Origin of the sequence: Ramlibacter albus, from assembly GCF_014297445.1 — a bacterium.
Taxonomy (GTDB): domain Bacteria; phylum Pseudomonadota; class Gammaproteobacteria; order Burkholderiales; family Burkholderiaceae_C; genus Ramlibacter; species Ramlibacter albus.
Genome location: NZ_JACORU010000003.1, coordinates 59,874 through 85,968, shown reverse-complemented (window position 1 = coordinate 85,968; position 26,095 = coordinate 59,874). Strand labels below are relative to the sequence as shown.

Here is a 26,095-nt window from a genome sequence, read left to right as displayed (position 1 = left end):
CCATGAAAACGCCCCAGTTCTTCCAGCGCAGCGAGCTCGGCCAGACCCTCTGGGTCTTCCGCCGCGAATTCATCATCGTCGGCGTCCTCAGCGCCATCGTGAACGTGCTGATGCTCGCGCCCACGCTGTACATGATGCAGGTCTACGACCGCGTGCTGGTCAGCTACAGCGAGGTCACGCTGATGGCCGTGTCGCTGATCACGCTCTTCCTCTTCGGCGTGCTCGCATTCTCCGAGCGCATCCGCTCGCAGGTGCTGGTGGGCGCCGGCATGCGGCTGGACGAGCGCCTGGGCACTCGCGTGTTCAACGCGAGCTTCGAGTCGTACCTGGGCCAGGCCACCGCAAGCCCCTCGCGCGCGTTCAACGACCTGATCGAGATCCGCCAGTTCCTCACCGGCATCGGCATCTTCGCGCTGTTCGACGCGCCGTGGGCGCCGGTCTACATCGCCGTCACTTTCGTCATGCACCCGCTGCTGGGCATCACCTGCCTGGTGTTCGCGGTCTTCCAGGGGCTGCTCGCGTGGTACGGCCACCGCAACAGCCAGGAGCCCACCGAGGCGGCCGTGAAGGCCAACCAGCAGTCGCAGGCCTACCTGCAGAGCAAGCTGCGCAACGCCGAAGTGCTGGAGTCGATGGGCATGATCCCCAACCTGGCCGCGCGCTGGCGCAAGCTGCACGCAGGCGCGCTCGAGACGACGGCGCACTCGCAGGACCGGGCCCACCGTATCAACGCGATCAGCAAGTTCCTGCGCTACTCGCAGCAGTCGCTCGCGCTCGGCGCCGGCGCGCTGCTCGTGATCGACGGGCAGCTCTCGCCCGGCGGCATGATCGCGGCCAACGTGCTGATGACGCGTGCCCTCGCGCCCATCGACATGCTGGTGAGCACCTGGCGCGGCTTCGTGAGCGCGCGTGGCGCCTACCTGCGCCTCGAAAGCCTGCTGAACGAATATCCCGAGCAGGACCCCGGCCTCAAACGGGTCGCGCCCAGCGGCGCCGTGGCGCTGCGGGACGTGTTCGCCACCGCGCCGCACCGCGCCGAGCCGATCCTCAAGAACGTGTCGCTCGACCTGCCCGCGGGCACCGTCGTCGGCATCGTCGGCCCGTCCGGCTCGGGCAAGTCCACGCTCGCGCGCACGATGGTGGGCATCTGGCCCAACGTGTCCGGCGAGGTGCTGCTGGATGGCCTGCCCGTGGCCGGCTGGGACCGCGTGCAGCTCGGCCCGCACATCGGCTACCTGCCGCAGGACGTGGAGCTCTTCGACGGCACGATCGCCGAGAACATCGCGCGCTTCGGCCAGCTCGATTCGGACAAGGTGATCGAGGCGGCGCGCGCCGCCGGCCTGCACGAGATGATCCTGCGCTTCCCCAAGGGCTACGACATGCCCATCGGCGAGGCGGGCGGCCTGCTCTCCGGCGGGCAGCGCCAGCGCATCGGCCTGGCGCGGGCGATCTACGGCACGCCGGCCCTCGTGGTGCTCGACGAGCCCAACGCCAACCTCGACGAGGCGGGTGAAGCGGCGCTGGCGCGCGCGGTGCAGGAGCTCAAGGCGAAAGGCCGCACGGTGGTGCTCGTGACGCACCGGCCGTCGGCGCTCGCCGCCTGCGACCGCATCGTGATGCTGCGCAATGGCGAAGTGGCGATGCAGGGCCCGCGCGAGGAAGTGCTCGCCGCGCTGCGCCCGCCCGCGCCGGCCGCGCCGGCCGCGGGTGCACTGCCCAACGCGGCATGACAAGACAGAACGGGTGAAAGACATGGCAACGAACGAAAACACCACCGACCTCAAGGAAGCCCTCGTGCAGGGCATGGGCCCGGACGCCGGCGACGACGCCGCGCGGCTGCTCGCGGGCGACCGCAGCCGCGCGAACCGCATCGCGCTGTACGCGCTGGGCATCTTCTTCGGCGGCTTCCTGCTCTGGGCCGCGTTCGCGCCGCTCGACGAAGGCGTGCCGAGCATGGGTAACGTGGCGATCGACACCAAGCGCAAGGCCGTGCAGCACCAGACTGGCGGCATCGTGAAGGAAGTGCACGTGCGCGAGGGCGACGTGGTCAAGGAAGGCCAGCTGCTGATGCGCCTCGATTCGGCGGTCGCCAAGGCCAACTTCGAAGCGACGCGCCAGCGCTACCTCGGCCTGCGCGCGATCCAGGCGCGGCTGCTCGCGGAGCAGTCGGGCGCCGACAAGATCACGTTCCACCCCGACCTCGTGGCGGCGTCCACCGACCCGCTGATCAAGGGGCAGGTCATGACGCAGGAGCAGCTGTTCCAGTCGCGCCGCGCCGCGCTGCGCGCCGACCTGCAGGGCATCCAGGAGAGCATCCAGGGCCAGGAGGCGCTGGTGCAGGCCTACCAGAGCATGCTGGCCAGCCGCAAGAGCCAGATGGGGCTGCTGAACGAGGAGCTGAACAACACGCGCGGCCTCGTGAAGGAAGGCTACGCGCCGCGCAACCGCCAACTGGAGCTGGAGCGCAGCCAGGCGGAGATGAATTCGGCGCAGGCGGAGCTGCTGGGCAACATCACGCGCGCGCAGCGCGCGATCGCGGAGCTGCGCCAGCGCTCGATCCAGCGGCAGCAGGAATACCGCAAGGAGGTCGAGACGCAGCTGACCGACGTGGCGCGCGACGTGACCTCGGAGGAGGGCAAGTACGTCGCGCTGCAGCAGGACCTGGAGCGCATCGACATCAAGTCGCCCGCCGCCGGCCAGGTCGTGGGGCTGGGTGCGCAGACGGTGGGCGGCGTCGTCCAGCCCGGCCAGAAGCTGATGGACATCGTGCCCACCGACGAGCCCCTGGTGCTGGAGACGCGCGTGGCGCCGCACATGATCGACCGCGTGCACGAGGGCATGCCCGTCGACGTGCGCTTCTCGGCGTTCGCCCACTCGCCGCAACTGGTCGTGCAGGGCAAGCTCATCTCCATCTCGAAGGACCTGATCACCGAGCAGCAGACCGGCCAGAGCTTCTACCTCGCGCGTGCCACCGTCACGCCGGAGGGCATGAAGAAGCTGGGCAAGCGCCGCATGCAGCCGGGCATGCCGGTGGAAGTGGTGTTCACGACGGGCGAGCGCTCGCTGCTGACGTACCTGCTCAATCCGCTGACCAAGCGCGTCGCCGCGGCGATGAAGGAGGAGTGAGCGTGCCCGCCATGCCCATCCGCACCTTCGCGCGCGGCGCGCTCGCCCTCGCGCTCGCCGCCGTGCTCGCGCCTGCCGGCGCCATCGACCTGTCGCAGGCCTACCGCGCCGCGCTGGACAACGACTCGACGATCCGTGCCGCGCGCGCCAACGCCGCCGCGCGGCGCGAGCGCCTGCCGCAGTCGCGCGCGCAGTTGCTGCCGCAGGTGGCGGTGAGCGCCTCGCGCTTTCGCAACATCCTCGACCAGCGCGCGCCGAACTTCCTGGGCCAGGAGACCGAGAACCACCAGGTCTACACGAGCTCGAACGAGACGCTGCAGGTGCGCCAGCCGATCTTCCGCGCCGCGCTGTTCGCCGACTACAAGCAGGCGCAGGCCATCGTCGACGACGCCAACGCGCAACTGGACAAGCAGGAGCAGGAGCTCGTGGTGCGCGTCGGCGGCGCGTATTTCGAGGCGCTGCTCGCCGAGGACCAGCTGCAGCTCGTGCAGGCGCAGAAGGCGGCCTACACCGGCCAGCTCGACGCCGCGCGCAAGCGCATGGCGGCCGGCGCCGGCACGCGCACCGACATCGACGAGGCGCAGGCGCGCCTGGACATGACCATCGCGCAGGAGCTCGAACTGAAGCAGGCCGTCGACCTGGCGCGCCGCCAGCTCGAGGCCCTGGTCGAGATGCCGCTGGGCAAGCTCGCCACGCTCGACGCCGCCGCGCTGCGCCTGGCGCGGCCCGAGCCGGACAGCGTGGACCCGTGGACCGAAACGGCGGTGGAGAACAGCCCCGAGATCCGTTCGCTGCGCGCCCAGGTCGAAGCGGCCCGCTACGAAGTGCAGAAGGCCCGCGCCGGCCACCTGCCGACGCTCGATGCCGTCGCGCAGGTGTCGCGCAGCGAGAGCGACACCATCACCAACATCAACCAGCGCAACAACGTCAAGGCGATCGGCGTGCAGCTGAACGTGCCGCTGTACACCGGCGGCTACGTCAGCTCGCAGGTGCGCCAGGCGCTGGCCGACCTGGAGCGGCTGGAGAACACGCTGGAGGCCACGCGGCGCGACCTCGCGGTGCGCGTGCACCGCGAGTTCCGCGGCGTCACCGAGGGCGTGCTGAAGGTGCAGGCACTCGAGGTCGCCGTGCGCTCCGCGGAGCAGGCCGTCACCTCCAGCCGCCGCAGCTTCGAGGCCGGCAGCCGCACGCTGCTGGACATCCTCAACGCGCAGCAGCAGTACGCAACCGCCGTGCGCGACCTCTCGCAGGCGCGCTACGTCTACCTCATCTCCCGCGTGCGCTTGCAGGCGCTCGCGGGCGGCCCCCGCACGACCGTGCTCGACGAGATCAATGCCTGGCTCAAGCCCTGAACCGAAGTACCCCATGAACGCAGATTTCCATGCGGTCACGCGCGAGCGCCACGCGCAGCGCAGCTGGCGCAAGTTTTCCTCCTACCAATGGGCGGCCGGCGCGAACCTCGTGCCGATCGTCGCACCGGAGCTCGCCACGGCCGCCATGCACCTGCCGATCGGCTTCGTGCACAAGGAGGGCGAACCGCCGCTGACCGTGGCCGTGCTCGGCTTCGAGCCGGGCGTCAACCTGTTCGTCGCGGCCGACGGCCGCTGGCTCGGCGGCTACGTGCCCGCCATGCTGCGCATGCGCCCCTTCGCGCTGCTGCCCGCGCCGGACGGCAAGCTCGTGCTGTGCGTGGACGAGGCCGCGGGCGAGGTGCGCGAACTGCCGGGCGCACCCGGCACCGAGCCTTTCTTCACGCCTGAAGGCGAACTCGCGCCGGCCGTGAAGCAGGTGATGGAGTTCGTCTCGCGCGTCGAGGACAACAAGGCGCCGACGGCGGCGGCCGCGGCCGCCCTCAAGGAGCACGGCCTGCTCGTGCCGTGGAAGATCACGCTGCAGACCGACGCGGGGCCGCGCGAGGTCGAGGGCCTCCTCAAGGTGGAGGAGGCGAAGATCGCCGGGCTGCCCGACGAAGCCTTCCTTGCGCTGCGCCGGGCCCATGCTTTACCGCTGCTTTACGCACACCTGCTATCCAGCCAGAACATGCCCCTGCTCGGCCAGCTCGCGCGGGCCCGCGCGGCCGCCCTCAAGCAACAAAACGTGATGCCTGTCACCGCCAACGGCGAACTTGACCTTTCCTTCATGAACGGCGGTGATACTCTGCGCTTCTCCTGAGCAGACGCAGTACCCCATGGCCACCCCGACCACCGGCACCGACGCCGTTTCGGTGCCGCTCACAGGCAACACCGCGGTCGATTCGCTGCTGTACGGCAACAAGTGGGCTTCGCCGGTCCTCACGTACAGCTTCCCGAACACGTCCAGCCAGTGGTCGACGAACAGCGTCACCGGCTATCCCGTCTCCTTCTCCAGCGAGCCGTACAGCCCCTTCTTCACGGCCTTCGGGGCCGCGGCCCAGGTGGCCGCGCGCTCGGCCCTGCAGAAGTGGGCGAACGTCGCGCGCCTCACGCTGGCCGAGACCGCCGACAGCGGCAACAACGTCGGCGACATCCGCTTCGCGTTCACGGATGTCGGCAATGCGCAGGCGCATGCCTATTCGCCGGGCGTCGCCATCGGCGGCGACGTGTGGTTCAGCTACTCCGAGCGCAACCGCTCGTTCGCCGAAGGCTCGTACGACTACATGACGCTGGTGCACGAGACCGGCCATGCGCTGGGGCTCAAGCACAACTTCAGCGGCGTGAGCGGAAACGGCACGGTGCTCACCGGGGCGCTCGACAACCAGAGCTACACGATCATGTCGTACGCCGCGCTGGCGGGCGACCAGGACACGGACTTCACGTACCGGCCCACCACGCCGATGCGCCTGGACATCCAGGCCATGCAGTACCTGTACGGCGCCAACACCGACTACAACGCCGGCAACACCGCTTACATCTACGCCCAGAACGCCGACTACCACCAGACGATCTGGGACGGCGGCGGCATCGACGGCATCAGTTACAGCGGCCTGGACAACGCCGTGATCGACCTGCGCGCCGGCAGCGGCTCGATGCTCGGCAACGCGGTGTACGTGATCAACTCCTTCGGCACCCGGCTGCAGCAGGTTTCCAATGTGTGGATTGCCGACAACGTCACCATCGAGAACGGCACGGGCGGCGGCGGCAACGACCGGTTGACGGGCAACGCCGTGGCCAACAAGCTCGACGCCGGCGCCGGCAACGACACGCTCACCGGGGCGGGCGGCTACGACCGCATCGAGGGGGGCACGGGCACCGACACGGCGGTCTTCAGCGGCGCCGCTTCCGACTACCTGGTCCTCTTCAACGCCGCGACCGGCCGCTACAGCGTGGGCGACCGCCTCGGCCTGCCGCGCGACGCCGTCGACGTGGTCTCCGGCGTCGAGCAGTTCCAGTTCAGCGACGGCGCCCGGGCGGTCGGGAGCCTGACGCTGGGCACGGCGGTGACCGGCAACGCCCGCACCGTGCTGGGCGTCAGCGAGGCCTTTTACGGCTTCGGCCCCGGCACCTCCCAGTACAGCTCCTCCCTCGCCACCGTCACGAGCCAGGGAGCCTCGGCTTTCGCCATCGGGGTGGGGCAGGCCTTCATGGGGGTGGCCGCCGCCACGCTGGCACAGGATGTGCTCACCCGGCTGGCGGTGGAAACCAACACATTGGGCGGCCCGGACCCCGCCGCGAGCTACGCGGCCATCCGGGACGCGCTCGCGACCATCTTTAGCGTGTACAGTGACGCCCGTGGCCAAGTGGTCCTGAACCTGATCAACCTGCTCGCAGGCCTTGAAACGGACACGGTGTACGGGCAGGCGGCCGCGACGGTCACGAACCGCCTGACGATGGATTACAACAACCTCGGCCCGATCGCCCTCGTGGGGACGGCGGCGGAGCCCGGGGCCTGAAGAAGAAACAGTGGACACCGCGCGCGGCATAACCATTTCGATAGTCAGTCACGCACAAGGCGACATGGTCGAGCAGCTGCTGGGCCAGCTCGCCCGCTGGCATGACGGCGTCATCAGCGAAGTCATCATCACGCACAACGTGCCCGAGAACGGCGTGAACATGGGCCGGCTCAAGTGCGACTTCCTGGTGACCGAGCTGCACAACCCCCGGCGCATGGGTTTCGGGGCCAACCACAACCAGGCCTTCCGCCACTGCCGCAGCAGCCACTTCTGCGTGCTCAACCCCGACATCGAGCTGCTCGGCCCGGGCGTCTGGCGCGCGCTGCTCGACGCCTCGGGCGACAACCCGCAGGCCTGCGTCTACCCGCCCCTGATGAACGTGGACGGCTCCAAGCAGGACAGCGAGCGCGAGGTGCCCACGCTGTCGTCGCTGTGGCGCCGCCACGCGCTGCGGCGCCAGGAAAACCGGGTCGACTGGGTCAGCGCCGCCTTCTGGCTGCTGCCGTCCGACCTGTTCTCGCGCATGGGCGGCTTCGACGAGGGCTACTTCATGTACTGCGAGGACGCCGACTTCTGCCTGCGCCTGCAACTTGCCGGCGGCGAGCTGCAGAAGGCAGGCCCGCCGGTGGTCCACGAGGCCGCCCGCTCCAGCCGTCGCCAGCCCCAGCGCTTCGTCTGGCATGTCAACAGCCTGCTGCGCCTATGGCGCCAGCCCGTGCTCAACGAATATCTGCGCTGGACGGGGGCGCTGCAAGGGCAGCGTACATGACCGATGTGAGCAGGATCGAGCCGCGCGAGAAGGCCGAGATCCTCGCGCAGGCACTGCCCTACATCCGCCGCTTCCATGGCAAGACCATGGTGATCAAGTACGGCGGCAACGCGATGACGGACCCCGAGCTGCAGGCCGACTTCGCCGAGGACGTGGTGCTGCTCAAGCTGGTGGGCATGAACCCCGTGGTGGTCCACGGCGGCGGGCCGCAGATCGAGCAGGCGCTCAACAAGCTGGGCAAGAAGGGCACCTTCATCCAGGGCATGCGTGTCACCGACGCCGAGACGATGGAAGTCGTCGAGTGGGTGCTCGCGGGCGAGGTGCAGCAGGACATCGTCGGCCTGATCAACCAGGCCGGCGGCAAGGCCGTGGGCCTCACCGGCCGCGACGGCGGGCTGATCCGCGCGCGCAAGCTCAAGATGGTCGACGCCAAGGACCCGACGAAGGAGCACGACGTCGGCCAGGTGGGCGACATCGTCTCGATCGATCCGTCGGTGGTGAAGGCGCTGCAGGACGACCAGTTCATCCCCGTCATCAGCCCCATCGGCTTCGGCGAGTCGAACGAGAGCTACAACATCAACGCCGACGTCGTGGCCAGCAAGCTGGCCGAGGTGCTGCGCGCCGAGAAGCTGATGCTGCTGACCAACACGCCGGGCGTACTGGACAAGCAGGGCAAGCTCCTCACCGACCTGTCGGCCCGCGAGATCGACGAGCTCTTCGCCGACGGCACCATCTCGGGCGGCATGCTGCCCAAGATCAGCGGCGCGCTGGACGCCGCCAAGGCCGGCGTGAACGCCGTGCACATCATCGACGGCCGCGTGCCGCATGCCATGCTGCTGGAGATCCTCACGGACCAGGCCTACGGCACGATGATCCGCAGTCATTGAGCCGCTACTGGACCGGCTTGCCGTAAACGGTTGCGTTGATGTAAGCGGCCAGGTCCGCGAGCTGCGCATCCGTCAGGTCCGAGAACTGCCCCATGGGCGGCGTGCCGAAGTTGTTGTTGATCGCGAAGCGGATCAAGGACGGGTCCCCGTTGCTCGATGCGGTGCCGGCCGCCTGCCGGATCAGGGCGAAGCCGCTGCCGGTTCCCGGCGTGGGCCCGTGGCACAGGTCGCAGGTGTAGCCCGCGCTGCCCCGGAACGTCGTGTACAGCGTGCGGCCGTTCGCCGCTGACGGCCCGCAGGTGAACACCGCGCACGAGAACGCCGCGAGCGAGCCCACCTTGATGATCTGCCCGCCCGTGACCGGCCCCAGGACGTAGACGTCGCCGAACGCGACGCCGATGGCGTTGCCGGTGGCCGGGTAGACGCGGTAGACGAAGGGGTCCGCCGTGCGATTGGGCTGCGCCGAAGGCGCGAAGAAGGCCGGGAACTGGCGTTCCGCCCAGTCCATCAGCTCGGTGGCCGTGGGCGTGCGCAAGGCCTGTTGCGCCTGCGCAGCGGCCCGCAGCGCGGTCACGGGGGTGGCGGGTGGCGGTGCGGGTTCGTCGCTGCCCCCGCCGCAGCCTGCCAGCAACAGCGCGGCGGCCATGACGAACATCCCGAATGTGCGCGTGGTGAACTGCATGCTAACTTCCCTTCCTGAGATGAAACGGCTGTTCGCTGCCCTGCTTTCGCTCCCGCTCGCGGCCCTCGCCCTGGCGCCGGGCGAGCCCGCGCCCGCGTTCGAACTGCCGGGCCCCGACGGCGCGATGGTGCGGCTGGCGGACTTCAAAGGCAAGACGGTTTACCTCGATTTCTGGGCTTCGTGGTGCGTGCCGTGCCGGCAGTCGTTCCCCTGGATGAACGACATGCAGGCGCGCTACGGCGACCGGAACCTGCGCGTCATCGGCATCAACGTGGACAAGCGCGCTTCGGATGCAGGGAAGTTCCTGGACAGGACCCCTGCGAAATTCCAGGTCGCGTTCGACCCCGCCGGGAACGCGCCGCGCGCTTACGACGTCAAGGCCATGCCGTCGTCCGTGCTCGTCGGCCCGGACGGGCGGGTGCTGGCCGTGCACCGGGGCTTCTCGGAGGAGGACAAGGCGCCTCTCGAAGCCCGCATCCGCGAGGCGCTGGGGGTGAAGTGATGAAGAAGTCCTGGCTCGTCGTCTTCGCCGTCGTGCTGCTGCCCGGATGCGCCATCCGCCCCGTGGAGGCGTGGGAGAAGGGCAACCTCGCGAAGCCGGCCATGCGCTTCGACGCCGACCCGCTGGACGCGAAGTTCACGCAGCACACCTACACGAGCCGCGAGGCAGCCAGTGGCGGCACCGGCGTGGGCGGGGGCGGTTGTGGCTGCAACTGAGGGGCCTTCGCGGATCCTCGCGGCGACGATGGTGTTGCCGGGGCTTGCCGCCGTGTCGGGCGCGGCGCGCGCCGAGGAAGCGCCCGCGCAGGGCGTCGTCGCGCTCAAGTACGGGCACTACGAAGATTCGCAGCCGGGCCTGGACCGCATCCGCGTGCGCTCGCCGCATGTGTACGTGATGGCGCCCATCGCCGGGAAGTGGTCGCTCGAAGGCTCGCACGTGGTCGACAGCGTGTCGGGCGCGACACCTCGCTTGCACACGTTCACCACCGGCGCCACGCGCATGACGGAGCGGCGCAAGGCGACCGACGTGAAGGTCACGCGCTACTTCCCGCGCGCGTCCGTCTCCGGCACCCTCGCGTATTCGGACGAGCGCGATTACGAGTCGAAGGCCGCCGGCCTCGAGGCGCGCTTCTCCACCGACGACAACAACCGCACCTTCATCGTCGGCCTCGGCCATGCCGAGGACCGCATCGACACCACCGGCACCGGCGGCAGCGTACGCGACCGGCATCGGCGCACGACGGAACTGCAGCTCGGGCTCACGCAGGTGCTCACGCCGGACGACACCGCGCAGTTCCTCTACACGCGCGTTCACGGCCGCGGCTACTACGACGACCCGTACAAGGACTTCGACCGCCGCCCCGACAGGCGCGACGCCGACATCCTGCTTGCCCGCTGGAACCGTCATGTGGAGCGCTTCGACGCCGCCTTGCGCGTGCACTGGCGCTACTACCGCGACGGCTTCGGCGTGCGCGCCCACACGCTCGGCGCCGAATGGGCGCAGCCGCTCGCGTCGTGGACGATCACGCCGGGCCTGCGCTGGTACCGGCAGACGGCCGCCGACTTCTGGTTCGCGCCGGTGGCGGATGCCACCGGCCGCTTGAGCGACCTCGAAACGCGCCGCTTCGCCATCCGCCTCACCGGCCTGCATTCCGCCGATGCGCGCCTTGCTGCCTTCCACGCGTGGACGGTGTCGCTCAAGCTAGCCTACGACTTCAACGCGGACAACACGGTCGACTTCAAGGTGGACCACTACCGCACCTCGCCGGGTGCGGGGCTCGACCCGCTGCGCGCACGCTTCCTGCAGCTGGGTTACACGCACCGCTTCTGATGGCCGCGCTGCGGTCGCTCAAGTTCGACTTCGAATGCATGGCCTCGCCATGCGAGATCGCGATCGAGGGCCGGGGCGAGAAGCAGATGCGGTGCGGCGCACAGGCGGCCATCGACGAAGTGCGGCGCATCGAGGCGAAGTTCTCGCGGTACCTCGCATCGAGTGTCGTGTCGCGAATCAACGAACGGGCGGGGGGCGAGCCCGAGGCGGTCGACGAGGAGACCGCATCGCTTCTCGCCTTCGCTGCGCAGCTGTGGGAGGCGAGCGACGGCTTGTTCGACATCACGTCGGGCGTGCTGCGCAAGGCCTGGGACTTCCGCAACGCACGCGTGCCCACGCAGCCGCAACTCGATGCGCTGCTGCCCTTCGTCGGCTGGCAGCAGGTGGAACTGCGCGGGCGCGAAGTGCGCCTGCCGCGCGCCGGCATGGAGATCGACTTCGGCGGCTTCGGCAAGGAATACGCCGCGGACCGCGCGGCGGCCGTACTGCTCGAATCAGGCCTGCAGCACGCGCTCGTCAACCTCGGTGGCGACATCCACGTGCTGGGCCCGCATGCCGACGGTTCGCCATGGCAGGTCGCCGTCGAACGCCCGCGCCCCGGCGGCGAGGGGCCGCTGGCCACGCTGCCGCTCGCACGCGGCGGCATTGCCACCAGCGGCGACTACGAGCGCGCGTTCGAACTCGATGGCCGCCGCTATTGCCACATCCTCGACCCGCGCACCGGTTGGCCCGTCACCGCGTGGCAGTCGATCACGGTGACCGCCGCCAACACCACCACTGCCGGTGCGCTATCCACCACGGCCATGCTCATGGGCGAGGCCGCCGCCGACTGGCTCGACGCGCAAGGCGCCGCGTGGCTCGGGGTCCGCTGCGACGGGAGCCTCATTGTCCGGCACGAGCGACAATAGAGCCTGGAGACAAGAACCCCAAGGACCCCCATGCGCCTGCTGCTGGTGGAAGACGACGTGATGGTGGCCAGCGGCATCAAGCTGGGGCTCACCAATGCCGGCTATGCGGTGGACTGGGTGGGCAGCGGCGAGCGCGCGGAGGAGGTGCTGCGCACCGAGGTGTTCGACGCCGCGATCATCGACATCGGCCTGCCCAACATGGACGGCCTGGAGCTCACCAAGCGGCTGCGCCGGCCCGACATGGCCAACAGCGCGATGCCGGTGCTGATCCTCACCGCGCGCGACGCGCTGCAGGACCGCGTGCAGGGCCTGGACCTCGGCGCCGACGACTACATGGTCAAGCCCTACGAGTTGCCCGAGCTGCTGGCGCGCCTGCGCGCGCTGCTGCGCCGCTCGCAGGCTGCCACTTCCGCCGTCCTTGCCTTCGGCCCCATCGAGCTGGACACCGCCAACCGGCGCGCCACCGCGCGCAAGGACACCGGCGAGGCCGTGCCCATCGAGCTCGGCCCGCGCGAATGGACGGTGATGGAGTACCTGTTGATCAACGCCCCCAAGCCCGCCAGCAAGGAGAAGCTGCTGCAGGCGCTGACCGGCTGGGACAAGGAGATCACGCCCAACGCGGTGGAGGTGTACATCTCGCGCCTGCGCGGCAAGCTCGAGCCCTATGGCGTGGCGCTGCGTTCGATCCGCGGCTTCGGCTACCGCCTCGAGCTGCGCGGCCAAGAGCAGCAGTGAACCTCGGGTTTGCGCCCTCGCAGGGGGTGACATCCGGCCTGCGGCGGCGGCTGCTGGTCATGCTGATCGTGCCGCTGGTGCTCCTCGCGCTGGCCAACGCATGGTTCGACTACCAGTCCGCGGAAAACGTCGGCAGCAAGCAGGACCAGCAGTTGCTGGCACTGGTGCCCCTCGTGGCGGACTCGGTGATCGCCGCCGGGACCAGCAAGGCCGACCCGCCCGTCCTGCTGCTCGCCCCCGCGGTGGAGGAGTTCCTGAAGGACCGTCCGGGCTATTCCGCGTACGCCATCCTCGACCCGGACGGCAAGGTCCTGCACGGCGAACCCCGGCTCGCGGGGCAGGTACCGTCCGCGCAGGAGCCGGAGCTGCACAGCGAGGAGAGTTCCGGCATCACCTGGCGCATCGCGCGCCAGCGCCAGCAAAGCGTGCTGGGCGAGATCGTGGTCGTGGTCGCCGACGCGTCGGACCCGCGCCAGCAATGGGCGCGCGCCATCCTCATCAAGGTGCTCCTGCCCAACCTGGTGCTGATCGCCGCGGCGGCTTTTGCGGTGCGCTTCGCGGTCGAGCAGGCGCTGCGGCCGCTGCTGGCGCTGAAGGACGCGGTGGAGCGCCGCTCGCCGCGCGACCTGAGCGCGCTGGACGAGAGTGCGTCGCCCGAGGAGGTGCGGCCGCTCGTGCAGTCGCTCAACCGCCTTTTCGGGCTGGTGAACGCGCAGGCCGAGGGCCAGCGGCGCTTCATCGCCGACGCCGCCCACCAGCTGCGCACGCCCCTGGCCGCGCTGCAGGCGCAGGTGGAGGCGTGGGCCCAGGCCGCGCAGGGCAAGCCGCCGGGCGGCGAGCTCCCGCTGCCCGTCGAGCAGGTACAGCGGCTGCGCGGTGCGACCCGCCGCACGTCGCAGCTGGCCAACCAGCTGCTCGCGCTGTCGCGCGCCGATGCCCGCGCCATGGAAGCGCAGCCGATGCAGCGGGTGGACCTCAAGGAGCTGTGTGAGACGCAGCTGGAGCACCAGCTGGACGCGGCGGCCGCCAAGAGCATCGACCTCGGCGTGGAGCTCGAACCCGTGCAGGTGACTGGCCACGACTGGCTGCTGCGCGAGCTGCTCGGCAACCTCGTGGACAACGCCATCAAGTACACGCCGGAGGGCGGCACGGTCACCATCCGCTGCGGCCGGCGCGGCGACGCGGCGTTCCTCGAAGTGGAAGACGACGGCCCGGGCGTGCCGCCTGGGGAACGCGCGCATGTGCTCGAACGCTTCTATCGCGTGCAGGGCACGCAAGGCGAGGGCACCGGGTTGGGCCTTGCCATCGCGGAGGAGATCGCGCGGGTGCACCACAGCCACCTGCAACTGCGCGAAGGACGCGACGGGCGCGGCCTGCGGATCACATTGACTTTCCCTTCGGGGTAAGTGCGCACTTGGCCGCTACGCCAACCGCCGCGCCACGCGCACCCGGGGAAACCCGGCTCTTCAGTATGCGAGAATGCCCGGCACAATTGCTCACAACCTATGTCGCACGCCGAGATCAGCAGCCCTGAACCCTCATCCGGCGCCGAGGAGCCGGCGGCGCCCGCGCGCAAGCGCCCCAAGCCGGGCGAGCGCCGCGTGCAGATCCTGCAGGCGCTCGCGACCATGCTGGAGCAGCCCGGGGCGGAGCGCATCACCACGGCCGCGCTGGCCGCGCGGCTGGACGTGAGCGAAGCCGCGCTGTACCGCCACTTCGCCAGCAAGGCGCAGATGTTCGAGGGGCTGATCGAGTTCATCGAGCAGAGCGTCTTCACCCTCATCAACCAGATCGGCGAGCGCGAGGCGCAGGGCCAGGCGCAGGCGGCGCGCATCGTCGCCATGCTGATCCAGTTCGCCGAGAAGAACCCGGGCATGACCCGCGTGATGGTCGGCGACGCGCTGGTGTTCGAGAACGAGCGGCTGCAGCACCGCATGAACCAGTTCTTCGACAAGGTCGAAGCCTCGCTCAAGCAGTGCCTGCGCGCGGCGGACGCAGAGGGTGCCACCCCGACCGTCGACGCGCAGGTGCGCGCGTCGATGCTCACCTCCTTCATCGTCGGGCGGCTGCAGCGTTTCGCCCGCTCGGGTTTCAAGCGCCCGCCGTCCGAACACCTCGACGCCAGCCTGGCGCGGATGATCTAACCGGTTTTCTTCTTCCCGTGCTTCGCATTGCCCTCGCAGGGCGCGACGCCGTTCTCCACGAGAGCGGCGCGGCCTTCCTACCTTCCGAGCGCACGCTGCTCGTTGCCGATGCGCACTTCGGCAAGGCGGTGAGCTTCCGCAAGCTCGGCATCCCCGTGCCGCAGGGCACGACGAGCGAGACGCTGGGCAAGCTGTCCGGCGCCATCACCGACACCGGTGCGCAGCGCGTCGTGTTCCTGGGCGACTTCCTGCATTCGGCGCGCTCGCATGCGGCGCCGACGCTCGCCGCGATCCACGCCTGGCGCGAGCAGCACGCGGGCGTCGAACTCACGCTCGTGCGCGGCAACCACGACGACCGCGCCGGCGACCCGCCCGCGTCGCTTCGCATCGACGTCGTCGACGAGCCGCTGGCGCTCGGGCCTTTCGCCTTGTGCCACCACCCGAATCCCGTCGATGGCCGTTACGTGCTTGCCGGGCACTGGCACCCCTGCATCAGCGTCGGCGGCCGCGCGTTCGAACGGCTGAGGCTGCCGTGCTTCTGGTTCGGCGACGATTCCGGCGAGCTGCCTCAGCAGGCCGTCGGCATCCTGCCGGCCTTCGGCGCGTTCACGGGCATGCACCGCATCGAGCCGCGCGCGGGGGACCGCATCTTCCCCATTGCCGAGAACGTGGTGCGTGCGCTGCCCGCGTTACCGATCGCCTGACGTAGGGACGCACCTACCTGCCCCATCAACGCTGTCTTGCCAACGGCAGCCGCCCAGTCTCTTCCAATCGAGCCACCCCTCGAAACCAAGGAGAGATCGATGAAATCACTGAAGGCCCTCGGCGCGGCACTGGTTGCCGCCGCCGTCGTCGTCCCCGCCATGGCGCAGCAGGCCGCCGTCGTCACCAGCGGCACGGGCATCGCCGTGACGTCCGGTACGGGCATGGTCGTCACGCCCGGCACGCGCATGGAACTGATCCCCGGCGCGACGATCCGCAATGGCCAGCTGACCAGCGTCGAAACCGTTGCCGTCACCGACACCAACACCGCCATCATGGGCGCGCCCGCGGGTAGCACCGTCACGGTGTACCGCTATGCGGGCCCCGTGCCGCCGGCCAACGGCTACCTCGCCGGCGACTACCAGCGCTACCTGGCGCTGGGCAAGTAAGCGCTCTTGATCGTCGACAGGCCGCCCGCGCGGGCGGCCTAATCGATCTTTGCGCCGACTTTCGCGCCGGCCGCGACGATCTCGGCCCACGTGGTGTCATCCACCGCGATGCCTTCGCGCTCGCGCTCCTTGCGCGCCGTGCGCTCGGGGTCGCCCGCGATCTTCACGCCACCGGTGGATGAAGGGCTTTCCTTCAGCCACTCGATGAAGGCGAGCGCCTCCTGCTCGAACTCCTTGCGGGTGCCCAGCCGCTGCGGGTCCACGAGGATCGCGAACATGCCGTTGTAGACGGAGCGCTTCGTGTCGGCCGTGCGGTGCCACGTGCCGCCGCCGGTGATCGCGCCGCCAAGCAGCTCGCAGGCCACGGCCATGCCGTAACCCTTGTGCTCGCCAAAAGTGCGCAGCGCACCGAACAGCCCGCCGGCTTGCGGCACCACCACCACGCCGGGGTCGGTCGTCGGCTGGCCCTTCTCGTCGATCAGGAGCCCCTCCTCGACCTTGCGTCCTTCGTTGTGCGCCACGCGCATCTTGCCTTGCGCCACGCGGCTCGTCGCGAAGTCCAGCACAAAAGGTTCGCGCCCGGGCAGCGGCACGCCCACGCAGAAGGGATTGGTGCCGAAGCGCCCATCGCCGCCTTCCCACGGCGCGACCACGGGCCGCGACAGCACGTTCACGAAATGAATCGAGACCAGCCCCTGCGCCGCGGCCATCTCGGCGAAGTGCCCGATGCGCCCGAGGTGGTGCGAATGCGCGAGCGCGAAGATGCAGCTGCCCAGCTCCTTCGCGCGCGACATGGCGAGCGTCATCGCCTGCTCGCCGACCACCTGGCCGTAACCGCGCTGGCCGTCGATGGACAGCAGCGAGCCGATGTCCAGCACCACCTTGCCGCGCGTGTTGGGCTTCAGCCCGCCTTCGAGTACCGCGTCCACGTAGCGCGGGATCATGCCCACGCCGTGCGAGTCGTGGCCGCTCAGGTTGGCGAGCACCAGGTTGTCGGCGACGGTGCGCGCCTCGTCGGCATTGCTGCCGGCCGCGCGCAGGATCGCGGCGCCGTGCGCCCTCAGTTCGTTCGCTTGCAGTACCTTCGTCATCTCTTTGCCTTCTCCCTCACATTACCGCGCCGACCTGCCAGGGCACGAACTCGTTCTGCCCGTAGCCGTGACGCTCGCTCTTGGTCGCTTCGCCGGATGCCGTCGCCAGCACGAGGCGGAAGATGCGCTCGCCCATCTGCTGGATGGACGCATCGCCGTCGACGATCTCGCCGCAGTTGATGTCCATGTCCTCCTCCTGCCGCTGCCACAGCGCGGTGTTCGTCGCGAGCTTCAGCGACGGCGACGGCGCGCAGCCGTAGGCCGAGCCGCGGCCGGTGGTGAAGCAGATCATGTTGGCGCCGCCCGCCACCTGGCCCGTGGCACTCACCGGATCGTAGCCGGGGGTGTCCATGTAGACAAACCCGTTCTCGGTGACCTTCTGCGCATATTCGTAGACGGCCACGAGGTTCGTCGTGCCGCCCTTGGCGACCGCGCCGAGCGACTTCTCGAGGATGGTCGTGAGCCCGCCCGCCTTGTTGCCCGGCGACGGGTTGTTGTTCATCTCGCCGTCGTTCACCTTGGTGTAGTGCTCCCACCACTTGATGCGCGAGATGAGTTTCTCGCCCACTTCGCGGCGCACCGCGCGGCGCGTGAGCAGGTGTTCGGCGCCGTAGATCTCCGGCGTCTCGGACAGGATCGCGGTGCCGCCGTGCGCCACCAGCAGGTCCACGGCCGCGCCGAGCGCCGGGTTGGCGCTGATGCCGGAGTAGCCGTCGCTGCCGCCGCACTGCAGGCCGATGGTGATGTGCGACGCGCTGCACGGCTCGCGCTTGACGCGGTTGGCCGCCGGCAGCATCTGCTTGACGAGCGAGATGCCTTTCTCGACCGTCTTGCGCGTGCCGCCCGTGTCCTGGATGTTGAACACCTGCAGCGTCTCGCCTTCGCGCAGCGACGAGTGCGCGAGCCATGCGTTGATCTGGTTGGCTTCGCAGCCCAGGCCCACCACCAGCACCGCCGCGAAATTGGCGTGCGTGGCATAACCCGCGAGCGTGCGCTCGAGGATCTGCATGCCCAGGCCTTCGGTGTCCATGCCGCAGCCGGTGCCGTGCGTGAGCGCGACCACGCCATCGACGTTGGGATAGTCGGCCAGCCGCTCGCGCGTGAAGTGGTCCGCGATCGCGCGTGCCGCCGTCGCCGAGCAGTTCACGCTGGAGAGGATGCCGATGTAGTTGCGCGTGGCCACGCGGCCGTCCGGGCGCTTGATGCCCATGAACGTCGCTTCCATGCGCGCCGGCTCCGGCTTCACGTCCGCGCCGAAGGCGTAGTCGCGCTCGAAGTCACCCATGGCCAGGTTGTGCGTGTGCACGTGCTCGCCCGCGGCAATGGGCTTGCTCGCGAAGCCGATGATCTGGTTGTAGCGCCGCACGGGCTGGCCCGCCGCGATGTCGCGCGTCGCGACCTTGTGGCCCGGCGGGATGAGGCCCTTGACCTGGACGTTCTCGACGCTGGCGCCGCCCACCAGTTGCTTGCGGGCGATCAGCACGTCGTCGTTGGGGTGCAGTCGGATGAAGGGTGTCATGACATCAGCTTCGGCAGCCAGAGAACCAGTTTGGGGAAATACGTGATGATCGCGAGGCTGCCCAGCAGCGGGATCAGCCACGGCAGGATCGCGATGGTCGTGCGCTCCACCGAGAGCTTCGCCACGCGCGCCAGCACGAACAGCACCATGCCCATGGGCGGGTGCAGCAGGCCGATCATCAGGTTGAGCACCATCACCAGACCGAAGTGCACGAGGTCGATGCCCAGCTGCTGGCAGATCGGCACGAGGATGGGCACGAGGATCGTGATCGCGGCGGTGGGCTCGAGGAAGCAGCCCACGAACAGCATCAGCAGGTTGGCCAGCAGCAGGAACACCCACGGGTTCTTGGTGAAGCCGAGCACCCATTCGGAGATCGCCGCTGTGACGCCGGTCGCCGTGAGCATCCAGCCGAAGATGCTGGCCGCTGCCACGATGAAAAGCACCGTCGACGTGGTCTCCACCGTGTCGAGGCAGACCTTCACGAACATCTTCCAGTTCAGCGTGCGGTACCACGCGAAGCCCAGCACCATCGCCCAAACGCAGGCGGCGATCGCGCCTTCGGTGGGCGTGAACAGGCCCGTCGTCATGCCGCCGATCAGCAGCACGGGCGTCATGATGGGCAGCACGGCCTGGAACTGGAAGGCCTTGTCGAGGCCGAAGAGCACGACGAGGCCTGCGACGACGGTGGCTTGCGGCGGCATCCCCAGCTTGACGATCAGCACCCACAGCGCGACGGGCCAGCCGATCACGACGGCGGTTTCGATCAGCGCCTTGATCACGCGCGGCCACTCGAACTTGATGTCGCCGCCCCAGCCGTTGCGGTGCGCGAAGTACGCCACGGTGAGCATCATCAGGACGGCCATCAGCGCGCCCGGCAGGATGCCCGCCAGGAACAGCGCGCCGACGCTCACGTTGGCCATCATCCCGTAGATCACGAAGGGCAGCGACGGCGGGATGATCGGGCCGAGCGTTGCCGATGCGGCGGTCACGCCCACGGCGAACTCGGTCTCGTAGCCGTGGTCCTTCATCGCCTTGATCTCGATCGTGCCCAGGCCCGCCGCATCGGCGATGGCCGTGCCGCTCATGCCAGCGAAGATCACGGAGCCGAGCACGTTGACGTGCCCGAGGCCGCCCTTCAACCAGCCCACGAGCGCCAGCGCGAAGTTGTAGATGCGGTTGGTGATGCCGGCGTTGTTCATCAGGTTGCCGGCCAGGATGAAGAAGGGCACCGCCAGCAGCGGGAAGCTGTCGATGCCGCTGACCATGCGGTGGATCACCACGAACGGCGGCGTGGTCTGCTGCCACAGCAGGTAGATGAGCGAGGCGCCGGCCATGGCGATGGCCACGGGCACGCCGCCGCTCATGAGGAACAGGAAGACGATCTTGAGCATCAGGGTCTTTCGAGCACGCTCCAGCCCTGGCGCCAATGCAGGCGCGCAACCCAGACGGAGCGCGCGAACATGGCTGCGAAGCCCAGGAGGCAGATGCCGTACACGATGTTCATGGGCAGGTCGACGATGGTCATGCGGGCGTTGCCCAGCTTGAGCATCATCTGGATGGTGAGCACGACGGCCGCGGCGAAGAAGGCGACGCGGATCACGTCCACCAGCCGCGACATCCACTTCGACATCGCCGCCGGCATGTGGCGGTAGAAGAAGTCCACCTGGATGTGGTTGTTCTTCGCCACGCCGATGGCGGCGCCGATGAAGACGGTGGCGATCAGCAGGTAGCGCGCGATCTCCTCGGTCCACGACGCCGAGTCGTTCATCACGTAGCGCGTGAAGAACTGGTAGAAGACCGTCAGGCCCAGCAGCCAGAAGAAGCCCAGGGCCACCCAGGCTTCGTACGTCGTGCCGGACAGGTCCACGGCTTCGTCCTGCGCGTGGAATTGCCCGTCCTCCCCCATCACGTGGGGGAGGTCGTCGATGAGCGAACGCTCCTCGGGTACTGCCGACATTTACTTGATCGCGAGGATCTTGTCGTAGTCGGCCTGGCGGTAGCCGTGGTCGGCGGGCTTGGTGTTCTTCAGCACCGCCTCGCGGAAGGCGTTCTTGTCCACCGCGATCACGTTGTTGCCCTTCTTCTTGAACTCGTCCACCAGGCGTGCTTCGGACGCGATGATCTCGCGGCCGGTCTTGTCCGCGGCTTCCTTCATCACGTCGGTGAAGATCTTCTTGTCGGCGTCGGACAGCTTGCTCCACAGCGGGCCGGAGACGACGGTGAGCAGCGAGTCGACGATGTGGCCGGTCAGCGAGATGTTCTTCTGCACTTCATAGAACTTCTTGGCCTCGATCGTGGGCAGCGGGTTCTCCTGCGCTTCCACCGTGCCGTTCTGCAGCGCGAGGTACACCTCGGCGAACGCGATCGGCGTGGGGTTCGCACCGAGCGCCTTGGGGAAGGCGAGGTACGCGGGCGCGTCCGGCACGCGGATCTTCAGGCCCTTCATGTCGTCGGGCTTGGCCACCGGCTTGTTGGACGTGACGTGGCGCGCACCGTAGTAGTTGAGCGCGACGATGTGGTTGCCGCTGGCCTTGTCGTAACCGGAAGCGAGGTCGCGGAACACGTCGCTGTTGGCGTACTTCAGCTGGTGCTCGGCGTCGCGGAAGATGAACGGGAAATACGAGATGGCCAGCGGCTGGTAGCTGCGCGCCGCGAAGCTCGCGCCGGTGAGGATGATGTCCACCGTGCCCAGCTGCAGGCCCTGGTTGATGTCCGACTCCTTGCCGAGCGTGGAGGCGGGGAACACCTGGATCTCGTAGCGGCCGTTGGTGCGCTTCTTGATCTCCTCGCCGGCCCACACCGACCACTTGTGGAAGGGCTCCGAGGTCTCGTACACGTGGGCCCATTTCAGCTTGGTCTGCGCGAACGCGGACATCGGCAGGGCGGCCGCCAGCAGCACGGCGGCGGCGGCGAGTTGGAGGGTGAAGCGCTTTTTCATCGGTGAGTCTCCTTGGGTACTGCTGGGCGGTTGACGGTCAAGAGGAATTGGCGCGGCGCCAGCTCGCGCTGAAACGGGCATGGGACTTGTCCATGTGGTTCTGCATGGCGCTGCGCGCGCCTTCCGCGTCGTGCGCGGAGATGGCGGCCAGCACCTGTTCGTGTTCGGCGATCGCGATGCGCCAGGAAGGCACGCTCTCGAACCAGTCGCCCAGGCGCTCGAAGAGCGGGCCGTGGCGCGCGTCCCAGAAGCGCTCCACCGTTTCGAGCAGGACGACGTTGTCGCAGGCCGAGGCGATGGCGGTGTGGAAGGCGCGGTCGCCTTCGAGCGGCGCGACGTTGCGGGCTGCGTCTTCCTTCATCGACGCGATGGCTGCCTTCATCGCGCTGATGTGCTTGCGCTTCGCGTGCTGCGCAGCCAGCGACGCAATCTCGCCTTCGATGACGCGGCGCGCGCGGATCAATTCGAGGGGGCCCCATTCGCTGGCGGGCACCTTGGCGTGGCCGTTCGTCTTCGTGCGGTCGAGCACGTAGACGCCGGAACCCACTCGCACCTCGACCCAGCCTTCGACTTCCAGCGCGATCAGCGCCTCGCGCACCGACGGCCGGCTCACGGCGAGCTGCTTCGCGAGGTCGCGTTCGGCCGGCAGGCGCTCGCCGGGGCCGAACTCGCCCCCGGTGATGAGCGAGCGCAACTGCTCCGCGATCTGGCGATAGAGGCGCTGCGGTTCGAGGGCCTGGATGGGCATGAAAAGGATTTAGGCGTTGACCCTGACTGGCCAAGTGGTCAGGCCAATTTATAGTCGTCCGGCAACTTGGCATCCCACGGGACTATCCCTAGGAGAAGAAACGATGCGACTCAAAGGAAAGACCGCGCTGGTGACGGCGGCCGGGCAGGGGATCGGGCGCGCGAGCGCGCTCGCGCTCGCGAAGGAAGGCGCCGAAGTCTGGGCGACCGACGTCAACAAGGACCTGCTGCGCACCTACGAAGGCGTGGAGCGCGTGAAGGCCGTGCAGCTCGACGTGCTCGACAAGGACGCGATCCACCGCATCGTGGCCACGATGCCCGCGCTGGACGTGCTCTTCAACTGCGCGGGCTTCGTGCACAGCGGCACCATCCTGCAGGCCACGGACGAAGAGTGGAACTTCGCGCTCAACCTGAACGTGCGTTCGCAGTACTGGGCCATCCAGGCCGCGCTGCCGCGCATGGTGCAGGCCGGCAGCGGCAGCATCATCAACATGGCCAGCGTGTGCTCCAGCATCAAGGGGCTGCCGAACCGCTTCATCTACGGCACGACGAAGGCGGCCGTGCTCGGCCTGACCAAGAGCGTCGCCGCGGACTACGTGGCCGACGGCATCCGCTGCAATGCGATCTGCCCCGGCACGGTGGACACGCCGTCGCTGAAGGACCGCATCAATGCCAACGCCAACCCGGAGCAGGCGCGCAAGGACTTCATCAAGCGCCAGCCGATGGGCCGCCTCGCGCAGCCGGAGGAGATCGCGCCGCTGGTGGTGTTCCTCGCGAGCGACGAATCGGTGTTCGTCACGGGGCAGGCTTATGCTGCGGATGGAGGGATCACGATTTGAACCAGCTCGATTTCAAGGGCCGCCACGCGGTGGTGACTGGCGGGGCGACGGGGCTCGGCTTCGCCATTGCGAAGCGATTAATCGATTCGGGAGGCAGCGTGACGCTGTGGGACCGCGATGCAGCCGGAGGCGCGCGCGCCGCGGCGGAGCTCGGCGCGAAGTTCACGCAAGTGGACGTTGCCGACGCCGCATCGGTGCAGAACGCCGTGAAGCAGGCACCGCGCATCGACGCGCTCGTCAACAGCGCCGGCATCACCGGACCCAACACGAAGCTGTGGGACTACCCCGTCGATGCGTGGCGGCAGGTGATGGACGTCAACCTCACGGGCCTGTTCCTCTGCTGCCGCGAAGTCGTGCCCGTGATGCGCGCCGCGGGCTACGGCCGCATCGTCAACATCGCCTCGGTCGCGGGCAAGGACGGCAACCCGAACGCGAGCGCCTACAGCGCGAGCAAGGCGGCCGTCATCGCGATCACCAAGTCGCTCGGCAAGGAGCTCGCCGACACGAACATCCGCGTGAACTGCGTGACGCCCGCCGCCGTGAAGACGGCGATCTTCGACCAGATGACGCCCGAGCACATCGCCTTCATGCTGTCGAAGATCCCCATGGGCCGCTTCGGCACGCCCGAAGAGATCGCGGCGATGGTCGGGTGGCTGTGCACCGAGGACTGCTCGTTCTCCACCGGCGCCGTGTTCGACCTCTCCGGCGGCCGCTCCACCTACTGAGAAGGAAAGAAGAAATGAAACTGGTTCGCTATGGCAACCCGGGCCGCGAGAAGCCGGGCCTGATCGACGCAGACGGCAAGCTGCGCGACCTGTCGTCCGTCGTGCCCGACATCGGGCCCGAGCAACTCGGCGCCGTCGGCCTCGCGCGCATCCGCAAGGCCAACCCGGCAAAGCTGCCGCTCGTGCGCGGCAACCCGCGCTTCGGCTGCCCGGTCAGCACCGTGAGCAAGTTCATCGCCATCGGCCTGAACTATGCGGACCATGCGGCCGAATCCGGCGCGCCGATTCCCGCCGAGCCCGTCGTCTTCATGAAGGCGCCGAGCTGCATCCAGGGCCCGAACGATCCGGTGATGCTGCCGCGCGGCTCCACCAAGACCGACTGGGAGGTGGAGCTCGGCGTGGTGATCGGCACTCGCGCGCGCTACGTGCCTTCGAGCAAGGCGCTCGCGCACGTGGCGGGCTACTGCGTGGTCAACGACGTGAGCGAACGCGAGTACCAGCTGGAAAAACCCGGCGGCCAGTGGGACAAGGGCAAGGGCTGCGACACGTTCGGCCCCGTGGGCCCGTGGCTCGTGACCGCCGACGAGATCGCCAACGTGCAGAAGCTCGACATGTGGCTGGACATCAACGGCCAGCGCACGCAGACGGGCAACACGCGCACGATGATCTTCAACGTGGCCAAGTGCGTGAGCTACGTCAGCCACTTCATGACGCTCATGCCCGGCGACATCATCACCACCGGCACGCCGCCCGGCGTAGGGCTCGGCATGAAGCCGCCGAAGTACCTGAAGAAAGGCGACGTGATGACGCTGGGCATCGCCGGGCTCGGCGAGCAGCGTCAGGAAGTGGTCGCGTTCAAGGCCTGAAGCTCATTTCAGCATGTCCTCCAGGTCCGCGTCGACCTGGGCCTTGATCGCAATGAGGTCGCTTCGGACCGCATCGTCGCAAGGCAGCTCCTCGATGGCCTGCGCCAGCGCACGGCTCAGGTCCTTCAGCGCCTCCTCGTCGAGACGGCTCACCGCTGCCCGGATGTCGCTTCGCAATTGCCGGTGGTCGACGTTCGGGCGCACCAGCTGCTCGAGCGCCAGCGGTGCTCCCCCGTTGGTGGCGGGCGCCAGAAGCGCGTTGACATATTCGGCGCACCTGGCGCGGGTGTCATCCTCCTGCGAAGCCGGCGCGGGTTCGGCCAACGAGGCCTGCTTGTCGTCTGCACCGCCCGAGGCTGCGGAAGGTGCGTCGTGCGGCGCAGCGACGGATGCCGTCGCGTCCAGCCCGGCTTGCGCCTCGATCAGGATCGCCTCGAGGTCCTCCCGCTCCGGTGCGTGGGGCGGCAGGAGTTCGAGCAGGGCGAGTACGTTCTGGACCAGATCGCTCCGCTCGTGCGGGCGGCAGTCGCGCACCGCATCCGGAATGACTGCGTTCCACAGTTCGGGCGAGATCCAGTCCGGACGCGAGCCCGCGCCTTCTGCGGCGAGAGTTTTCGCATCGAGGTGGAGAAGACGCTCGATGTGCCGGTGGCGGGCGCACGTGGCGTCGAAGACGCGCTTCGCGTCGAGTTTTCGCCGGTCCGACTCCTGGGGCGTCTCGAACCTGCGCATGTTCACGTCCTCGACCGCACCGGCGTCGCGTTTGCCTGCAGTCCATTCGATCGCGCTCAGAAGCCCGTTCGCGTAGTTGCGGCACGCGTCCGCTTCCATTTTCACTGCCTCTTCCTGTTTCGGTCTCGCTATCGCCTTGGCCGACGGAAGCCTGGTTCTTTCGATCTGGGCTCTCTTGGCCTCCTTGCGCAGCTTCTCGACGGCCTGTTCCTGGATGGCGCCCTGGTATTGGTTGGCAAAAGTCTGGACGAGGCCGAGCCTCGCCCGGCGCACATCGAAGTCGACGCCTTCCTCTTCTCCTGCATGAAGGAAGTCGACAAGAGCGTCCAGCGCCTCGTGCACGGCAAGCACAGGGCGAAAGGCGAGCAGTTCCAGTTGCTCGGCCACCTGCTCGGGCTCGGGAGGAGGTTTGCGCTTCAGCAAGGCGGCGAAAGCCTGGCAGTCCTCGGTGCTCGTGAGGCGTGCGGGGGCAGCTGCCGGCTGTGTCGCGGGCTGCCGGGGCAGGGATCGGGTTCGCTCGACGTGTATCCGCACCGG

General features: G+C 68.6%; 27 protein-coding genes. 19 read left to right on the top strand and 8 right to left on the bottom strand.

Annotated elements, in window-relative coordinates; translation table 11 throughout:
- The first annotated feature begins 2 nt into the window (after positions 1-2).
- The 7 genes from H8R02_RS09755 to argB all read left to right on the top strand — a co-directional run bounded on the left by H8R02_RS09755 (position 3) and on the right by argB (position 8,650).
- Positions 3-1,730, top strand: coding sequence for a type I secretion system permease/ATPase (locus H8R02_RS09755; RefSeq protein WP_187081209.1), 1,728 nt, complete (start codon positions 3-5; stop codon positions 1,728-1,730).
- Between the two features lie 22 nt (positions 1,731-1,752).
- Positions 1,753-3,126 (top strand): HlyD family type I secretion periplasmic adaptor subunit, encoded by a 1,374-nt coding sequence (locus tag H8R02_RS09750; RefSeq protein WP_187081208.1) that lies wholly within the window; start codon positions 1,753-1,755, stop codon positions 3,124-3,126.
- Between the two features lie 11 nt (positions 3,127-3,137).
- Positions 3,138-4,478 (top strand): TolC family outer membrane protein, encoded by a 1,341-nt coding sequence (locus tag H8R02_RS09745; RefSeq protein WP_187081586.1) that lies wholly within the window; start codon positions 3,138-3,140, stop codon positions 4,476-4,478.
- 13 nt (positions 4,479-4,491) lie between these two features.
- Positions 4,492-5,298, top strand: a complete 807-nt coding sequence (locus H8R02_RS09740) for a SapC family protein (protein WP_187081207.1) — start codon at positions 4,492-4,494, stop codon at positions 5,296-5,298.
- A gap of 16 nt (positions 5,299-5,314) precedes the next feature.
- The gene (locus H8R02_RS09735) at positions 5,315-6,994 is read left to right on the top strand and encodes a M10 family metallopeptidase (protein ID WP_187081206.1); all 1,680 of its coding nucleotides are present in this window, start codon (positions 5,315-5,317) and stop codon (positions 6,992-6,994) included.
- A gap of 64 nt (positions 6,995-7,058) precedes the next feature.
- The gene (locus tag H8R02_RS09730) at positions 7,059-7,763 is read left to right on the top strand and encodes a glycosyltransferase family protein (protein ID WP_187081205.1); all 705 of its coding nucleotides are present in this window, start codon (positions 7,059-7,061) and stop codon (positions 7,761-7,763) included.
- Entirely contained in the window at positions 7,760-8,650 is an 891-nt protein-coding gene (gene argB, locus H8R02_RS09725; protein ID WP_187081204.1) for an acetylglutamate kinase, read from the top strand. The genes H8R02_RS09730 and argB overlap by 4 nt, the downstream gene beginning before the upstream one ends.
- A gap of 4 nt (positions 8,651-8,654) precedes the next feature.
- Here argB and H8R02_RS09720 read toward each other — a convergent pair whose 3' ends face one another.
- The gene (locus tag H8R02_RS09720) at positions 8,655-9,332 is read right to left on the bottom strand and encodes a c-type cytochrome (protein ID WP_187081203.1); all 678 of its coding nucleotides are present in this window, start codon (positions 9,330-9,332) and stop codon (positions 8,655-8,657) included.
- Between the two features lie 19 nt (positions 9,333-9,351).
- Here H8R02_RS09720 and H8R02_RS09715 point away from each other — a divergent pair, with 19 nt between their 5' ends.
- From H8R02_RS09715 to H8R02_RS09675, 9 genes are all read left to right on the top strand, one after another.
- A complete protein-coding gene (locus tag H8R02_RS09715; protein WP_187081202.1) occupies positions 9,352-9,834 on the top strand; it encodes a TlpA family protein disulfide reductase in 483 nt (160 codons plus the stop codon).
- Positions 9,834-10,049: a DUF4266 domain-containing protein gene (locus H8R02_RS09710; protein WP_187081201.1), complete on the top strand. Its 216-nt coding sequence runs from the start codon at positions 9,834-9,836 to the stop codon at positions 10,047-10,049. Before H8R02_RS09715 ends, H8R02_RS09710 begins: the two co-directional genes overlap by 1 nt.
- Positions 10,036-11,163: a DUF3570 domain-containing protein gene (locus H8R02_RS09705; protein ID WP_354004893.1), complete on the top strand. Its 1,128-nt coding sequence runs from the start codon at positions 10,036-10,038 to the stop codon at positions 11,161-11,163. Before H8R02_RS09710 ends, H8R02_RS09705 begins: the two co-directional genes overlap by 14 nt.
- Positions 11,163-12,071, top strand: coding sequence for an FAD:protein FMN transferase (locus H8R02_RS09700; protein ID WP_187081200.1), 909 nt, complete (start codon positions 11,163-11,165; stop codon positions 12,069-12,071). Before H8R02_RS09705 ends, H8R02_RS09700 begins: the two co-directional genes overlap by 1 nt.
- A 30-nt stretch (positions 12,072-12,101) precedes the next feature.
- A complete protein-coding gene (locus tag H8R02_RS09695) occupies positions 12,102-12,806 on the top strand; it encodes a response regulator transcription factor (RefSeq protein WP_187081199.1) in 705 nt (234 codons plus the stop codon).
- 26 nt (positions 12,807-12,832) lie between these two features.
- Positions 12,833-14,212, top strand: coding sequence for a sensor histidine kinase (locus H8R02_RS09690; protein WP_187081584.1), 1,380 nt, complete (start codon positions 12,833-12,835; stop codon positions 14,210-14,212).
- Positions 14,213-14,311: 99 nt separating this feature from the next.
- Positions 14,312-14,950: a nucleoid occlusion factor SlmA gene (gene slmA, locus H8R02_RS09685; protein ID WP_187081198.1), complete on the top strand. Its 639-nt coding sequence runs from the start codon at positions 14,312-14,314 to the stop codon at positions 14,948-14,950.
- 17 nt (positions 14,951-14,967) lie between these two features.
- Complete coding sequence (gene pdeM / locus H8R02_RS09680) at positions 14,968-15,654, top strand: ligase-associated DNA damage response endonuclease PdeM (protein ID WP_187081197.1); 687 nt, start codon at positions 14,968-14,970, stop codon at positions 15,652-15,654.
- Positions 15,655-15,753: 99 nt separating this feature from the next.
- Positions 15,754-16,101 (top strand): hypothetical protein, encoded by a 348-nt coding sequence (locus tag H8R02_RS09675; protein WP_187081196.1) that lies wholly within the window; start codon positions 15,754-15,756, stop codon positions 16,099-16,101.
- 38 nt (positions 16,102-16,139) lie between these two features.
- Here the strand turns inward: H8R02_RS09675 and H8R02_RS09670 are convergent, their stop codons facing one another.
- The 6 genes from H8R02_RS09670 to H8R02_RS09645 are packed head-to-tail and all read right to left on the bottom strand — an operon-like array spanning position 16,140 to position 22,397.
- The gene (locus tag H8R02_RS09670; protein ID WP_187081195.1) at positions 16,140-17,192 is read right to left on the bottom strand and encodes a malate/lactate/ureidoglycolate dehydrogenase; all 1,053 of its coding nucleotides are present in this window, start codon (positions 17,190-17,192) and stop codon (positions 16,140-16,142) included.
- Between the two features lie 16 nt (positions 17,193-17,208).
- Positions 17,209-18,711 carry a UxaA family hydrolase gene (locus H8R02_RS09665; protein ID WP_187081194.1) on the bottom strand — a complete coding sequence of 501 codons (1,503 nt, stop codon included), beginning with the start codon at positions 18,709-18,711 and terminating at the stop codon, positions 17,209-17,211.
- Positions 18,708-20,102, bottom strand: coding sequence for a TRAP transporter large permease (locus tag H8R02_RS09660; RefSeq protein WP_187081193.1), 1,395 nt, complete (start codon positions 20,100-20,102; stop codon positions 18,708-18,710). Before H8R02_RS09660 ends, H8R02_RS09665 begins: the two co-directional genes overlap by 4 nt.
- The gene (locus H8R02_RS09655; protein WP_187081192.1) at positions 20,102-20,668 is read right to left on the bottom strand and encodes a TRAP transporter small permease; all 567 of its coding nucleotides are present in this window, start codon (positions 20,666-20,668) and stop codon (positions 20,102-20,104) included. The genes H8R02_RS09660 and H8R02_RS09655 overlap by 1 nt, the downstream gene beginning before the upstream one ends.
- Positions 20,669-21,649 carry a sialic acid TRAP transporter substrate-binding protein SiaP gene (locus H8R02_RS09650; RefSeq protein WP_187081191.1) on the bottom strand — a complete coding sequence of 327 codons (981 nt, stop codon included), beginning with the start codon at positions 21,647-21,649 and terminating at the stop codon, positions 20,669-20,671. It abuts the gene before it with no gap.
- Positions 21,650-21,686: 37 nt separating this feature from the next.
- Complete coding sequence (locus H8R02_RS09645) at positions 21,687-22,397, bottom strand: FadR/GntR family transcriptional regulator (RefSeq protein ID WP_187081190.1); 711 nt, start codon at positions 22,395-22,397, stop codon at positions 21,687-21,689.
- 103 nt (positions 22,398-22,500) lie between these two features.
- Here H8R02_RS09645 and H8R02_RS09640 point away from each other — a divergent pair, with 103 nt between their 5' ends.
- From H8R02_RS09640 to H8R02_RS09630, 3 genes are read left to right on the top strand one after another with little or no spacing between them, the layout of a single operon-like run.
- Entirely contained in the window at positions 22,501-23,235 is a 735-nt protein-coding gene (locus H8R02_RS09640; RefSeq protein ID WP_187081189.1) for an SDR family oxidoreductase, read from the top strand.
- A complete protein-coding gene (locus tag H8R02_RS09635) occupies positions 23,232-23,960 on the top strand; it encodes an SDR family NAD(P)-dependent oxidoreductase (RefSeq protein ID WP_187081188.1) in 729 nt (242 codons plus the stop codon). Before H8R02_RS09640 ends, H8R02_RS09635 begins: the two co-directional genes overlap by 4 nt.
- A gap of 14 nt (positions 23,961-23,974) precedes the next feature.
- Positions 23,975-24,826 carry a fumarylacetoacetate hydrolase family protein gene (locus tag H8R02_RS09630; RefSeq protein WP_187081187.1) on the top strand — a complete coding sequence of 284 codons (852 nt, stop codon included), beginning with the start codon at positions 23,975-23,977 and terminating at the stop codon, positions 24,824-24,826.
- Positions 24,827-24,829: 3 nt separating this feature from the next.
- Here the strand turns inward: H8R02_RS09630 and H8R02_RS09625 are convergent, their stop codons facing one another.
- Positions 24,830-25,981 carry a hypothetical protein gene (locus H8R02_RS09625; RefSeq protein ID WP_187081186.1) on the bottom strand — a complete coding sequence of 384 codons (1,152 nt, stop codon included), beginning with the start codon at positions 25,979-25,981 and terminating at the stop codon, positions 24,830-24,832.
- Positions 25,982-26,095: the final 114 nt, after the last annotated feature.

Excerpts from the sequence above, each read along its gene's own strand:
- H8R02_RS09755 (WP_187081209.1), top strand. The coding sequence starts at position 3 with ATGAAAACGCCCCAGTTCTTCCAGCGCAGCGAGCTCGGCCAGACCCTC.
- H8R02_RS09750 (WP_187081208.1), top strand. The coding sequence starts at position 1,753 with ATGGCAACGAACGAAAACACCACCGACCTCAAGGAAGCCCTCGTGCAG.
- H8R02_RS09745 (WP_187081586.1), top strand. The coding sequence starts at position 3,138 with ATGCCCATCCGCACCTTCGCGCGCGGCGCGCTCGCCCTCGCGCTCGCC.
- H8R02_RS09740 (WP_187081207.1), top strand. The coding sequence starts at position 4,492 with ATGAACGCAGATTTCCATGCGGTCACGCGCGAGCGCCACGCGCAGCGC.
- H8R02_RS09735 (WP_187081206.1), top strand. The coding sequence starts at position 5,315 with ATGGCCACCCCGACCACCGGCACCGACGCCGTTTCGGTGCCGCTCACA.
- H8R02_RS09730 (WP_187081205.1), top strand. The coding sequence starts at position 7,059 with ATGGTCGAGCAGCTGCTGGGCCAGCTCGCCCGCTGGCATGACGGCGTC.
- argB (WP_187081204.1), top strand. The coding sequence starts at position 7,760 with ATGACCGATGTGAGCAGGATCGAGCCGCGCGAGAAGGCCGAGATCCTC.
- H8R02_RS09720 (WP_187081203.1), bottom strand. The coding sequence starts at position 9,332 with ATGCAGTTCACCACGCGCACATTCGGGATGTTCGTCATGGCCGCCGCG.
- H8R02_RS09715 (WP_187081202.1), top strand. The coding sequence starts at position 9,352 with ATGAAACGGCTGTTCGCTGCCCTGCTTTCGCTCCCGCTCGCGGCCCTC.
- H8R02_RS09710 (WP_187081201.1), top strand. The coding sequence starts at position 9,834 with ATGAAGAAGTCCTGGCTCGTCGTCTTCGCCGTCGTGCTGCTGCCCGGA.
- H8R02_RS09700 (WP_187081200.1), top strand. The coding sequence starts at position 11,163 with ATGGCCGCGCTGCGGTCGCTCAAGTTCGACTTCGAATGCATGGCCTCG.
- H8R02_RS09695 (WP_187081199.1), top strand. The coding sequence starts at position 12,102 with ATGCGCCTGCTGCTGGTGGAAGACGACGTGATGGTGGCCAGCGGCATC.
- slmA (WP_187081198.1), top strand. The coding sequence starts at position 14,312 with ATGTCGCACGCCGAGATCAGCAGCCCTGAACCCTCATCCGGCGCCGAG.
- H8R02_RS09675 (WP_187081196.1), top strand. The coding sequence starts at position 15,754 with ATGAAATCACTGAAGGCCCTCGGCGCGGCACTGGTTGCCGCCGCCGTC.
- H8R02_RS09670 (WP_187081195.1), bottom strand. The coding sequence starts at position 17,192 with ATGACGAAGGTACTGCAAGCGAACGAACTGAGGGCGCACGGCGCCGCG.
- H8R02_RS09665 (WP_187081194.1), bottom strand. The coding sequence starts at position 18,711 with ATGACACCCTTCATCCGACTGCACCCCAACGACGACGTGCTGATCGCC.
- H8R02_RS09660 (WP_187081193.1), bottom strand. The coding sequence starts at position 20,102 with ATGCTCAAGATCGTCTTCCTGTTCCTCATGAGCGGCGGCGTGCCCGTG.
- H8R02_RS09655 (WP_187081192.1), bottom strand. The coding sequence starts at position 20,668 with ATGTCGGCAGTACCCGAGGAGCGTTCGCTCATCGACGACCTCCCCCAC.
- H8R02_RS09650 (WP_187081191.1), bottom strand. The coding sequence starts at position 21,649 with ATGAAAAAGCGCTTCACCCTCCAACTCGCCGCCGCCGCCGTGCTGCTG.
- H8R02_RS09645 (WP_187081190.1), bottom strand. The coding sequence starts at position 22,397 with ATGCCCATCCAGGCCCTCGAACCGCAGCGCCTCTATCGCCAGATCGCG.
- H8R02_RS09640 (WP_187081189.1), top strand. The coding sequence starts at position 22,501 with ATGCGACTCAAAGGAAAGACCGCGCTGGTGACGGCGGCCGGGCAGGGG.
- H8R02_RS09630 (WP_187081187.1), top strand. The coding sequence starts at position 23,975 with ATGAAACTGGTTCGCTATGGCAACCCGGGCCGCGAGAAGCCGGGCCTG.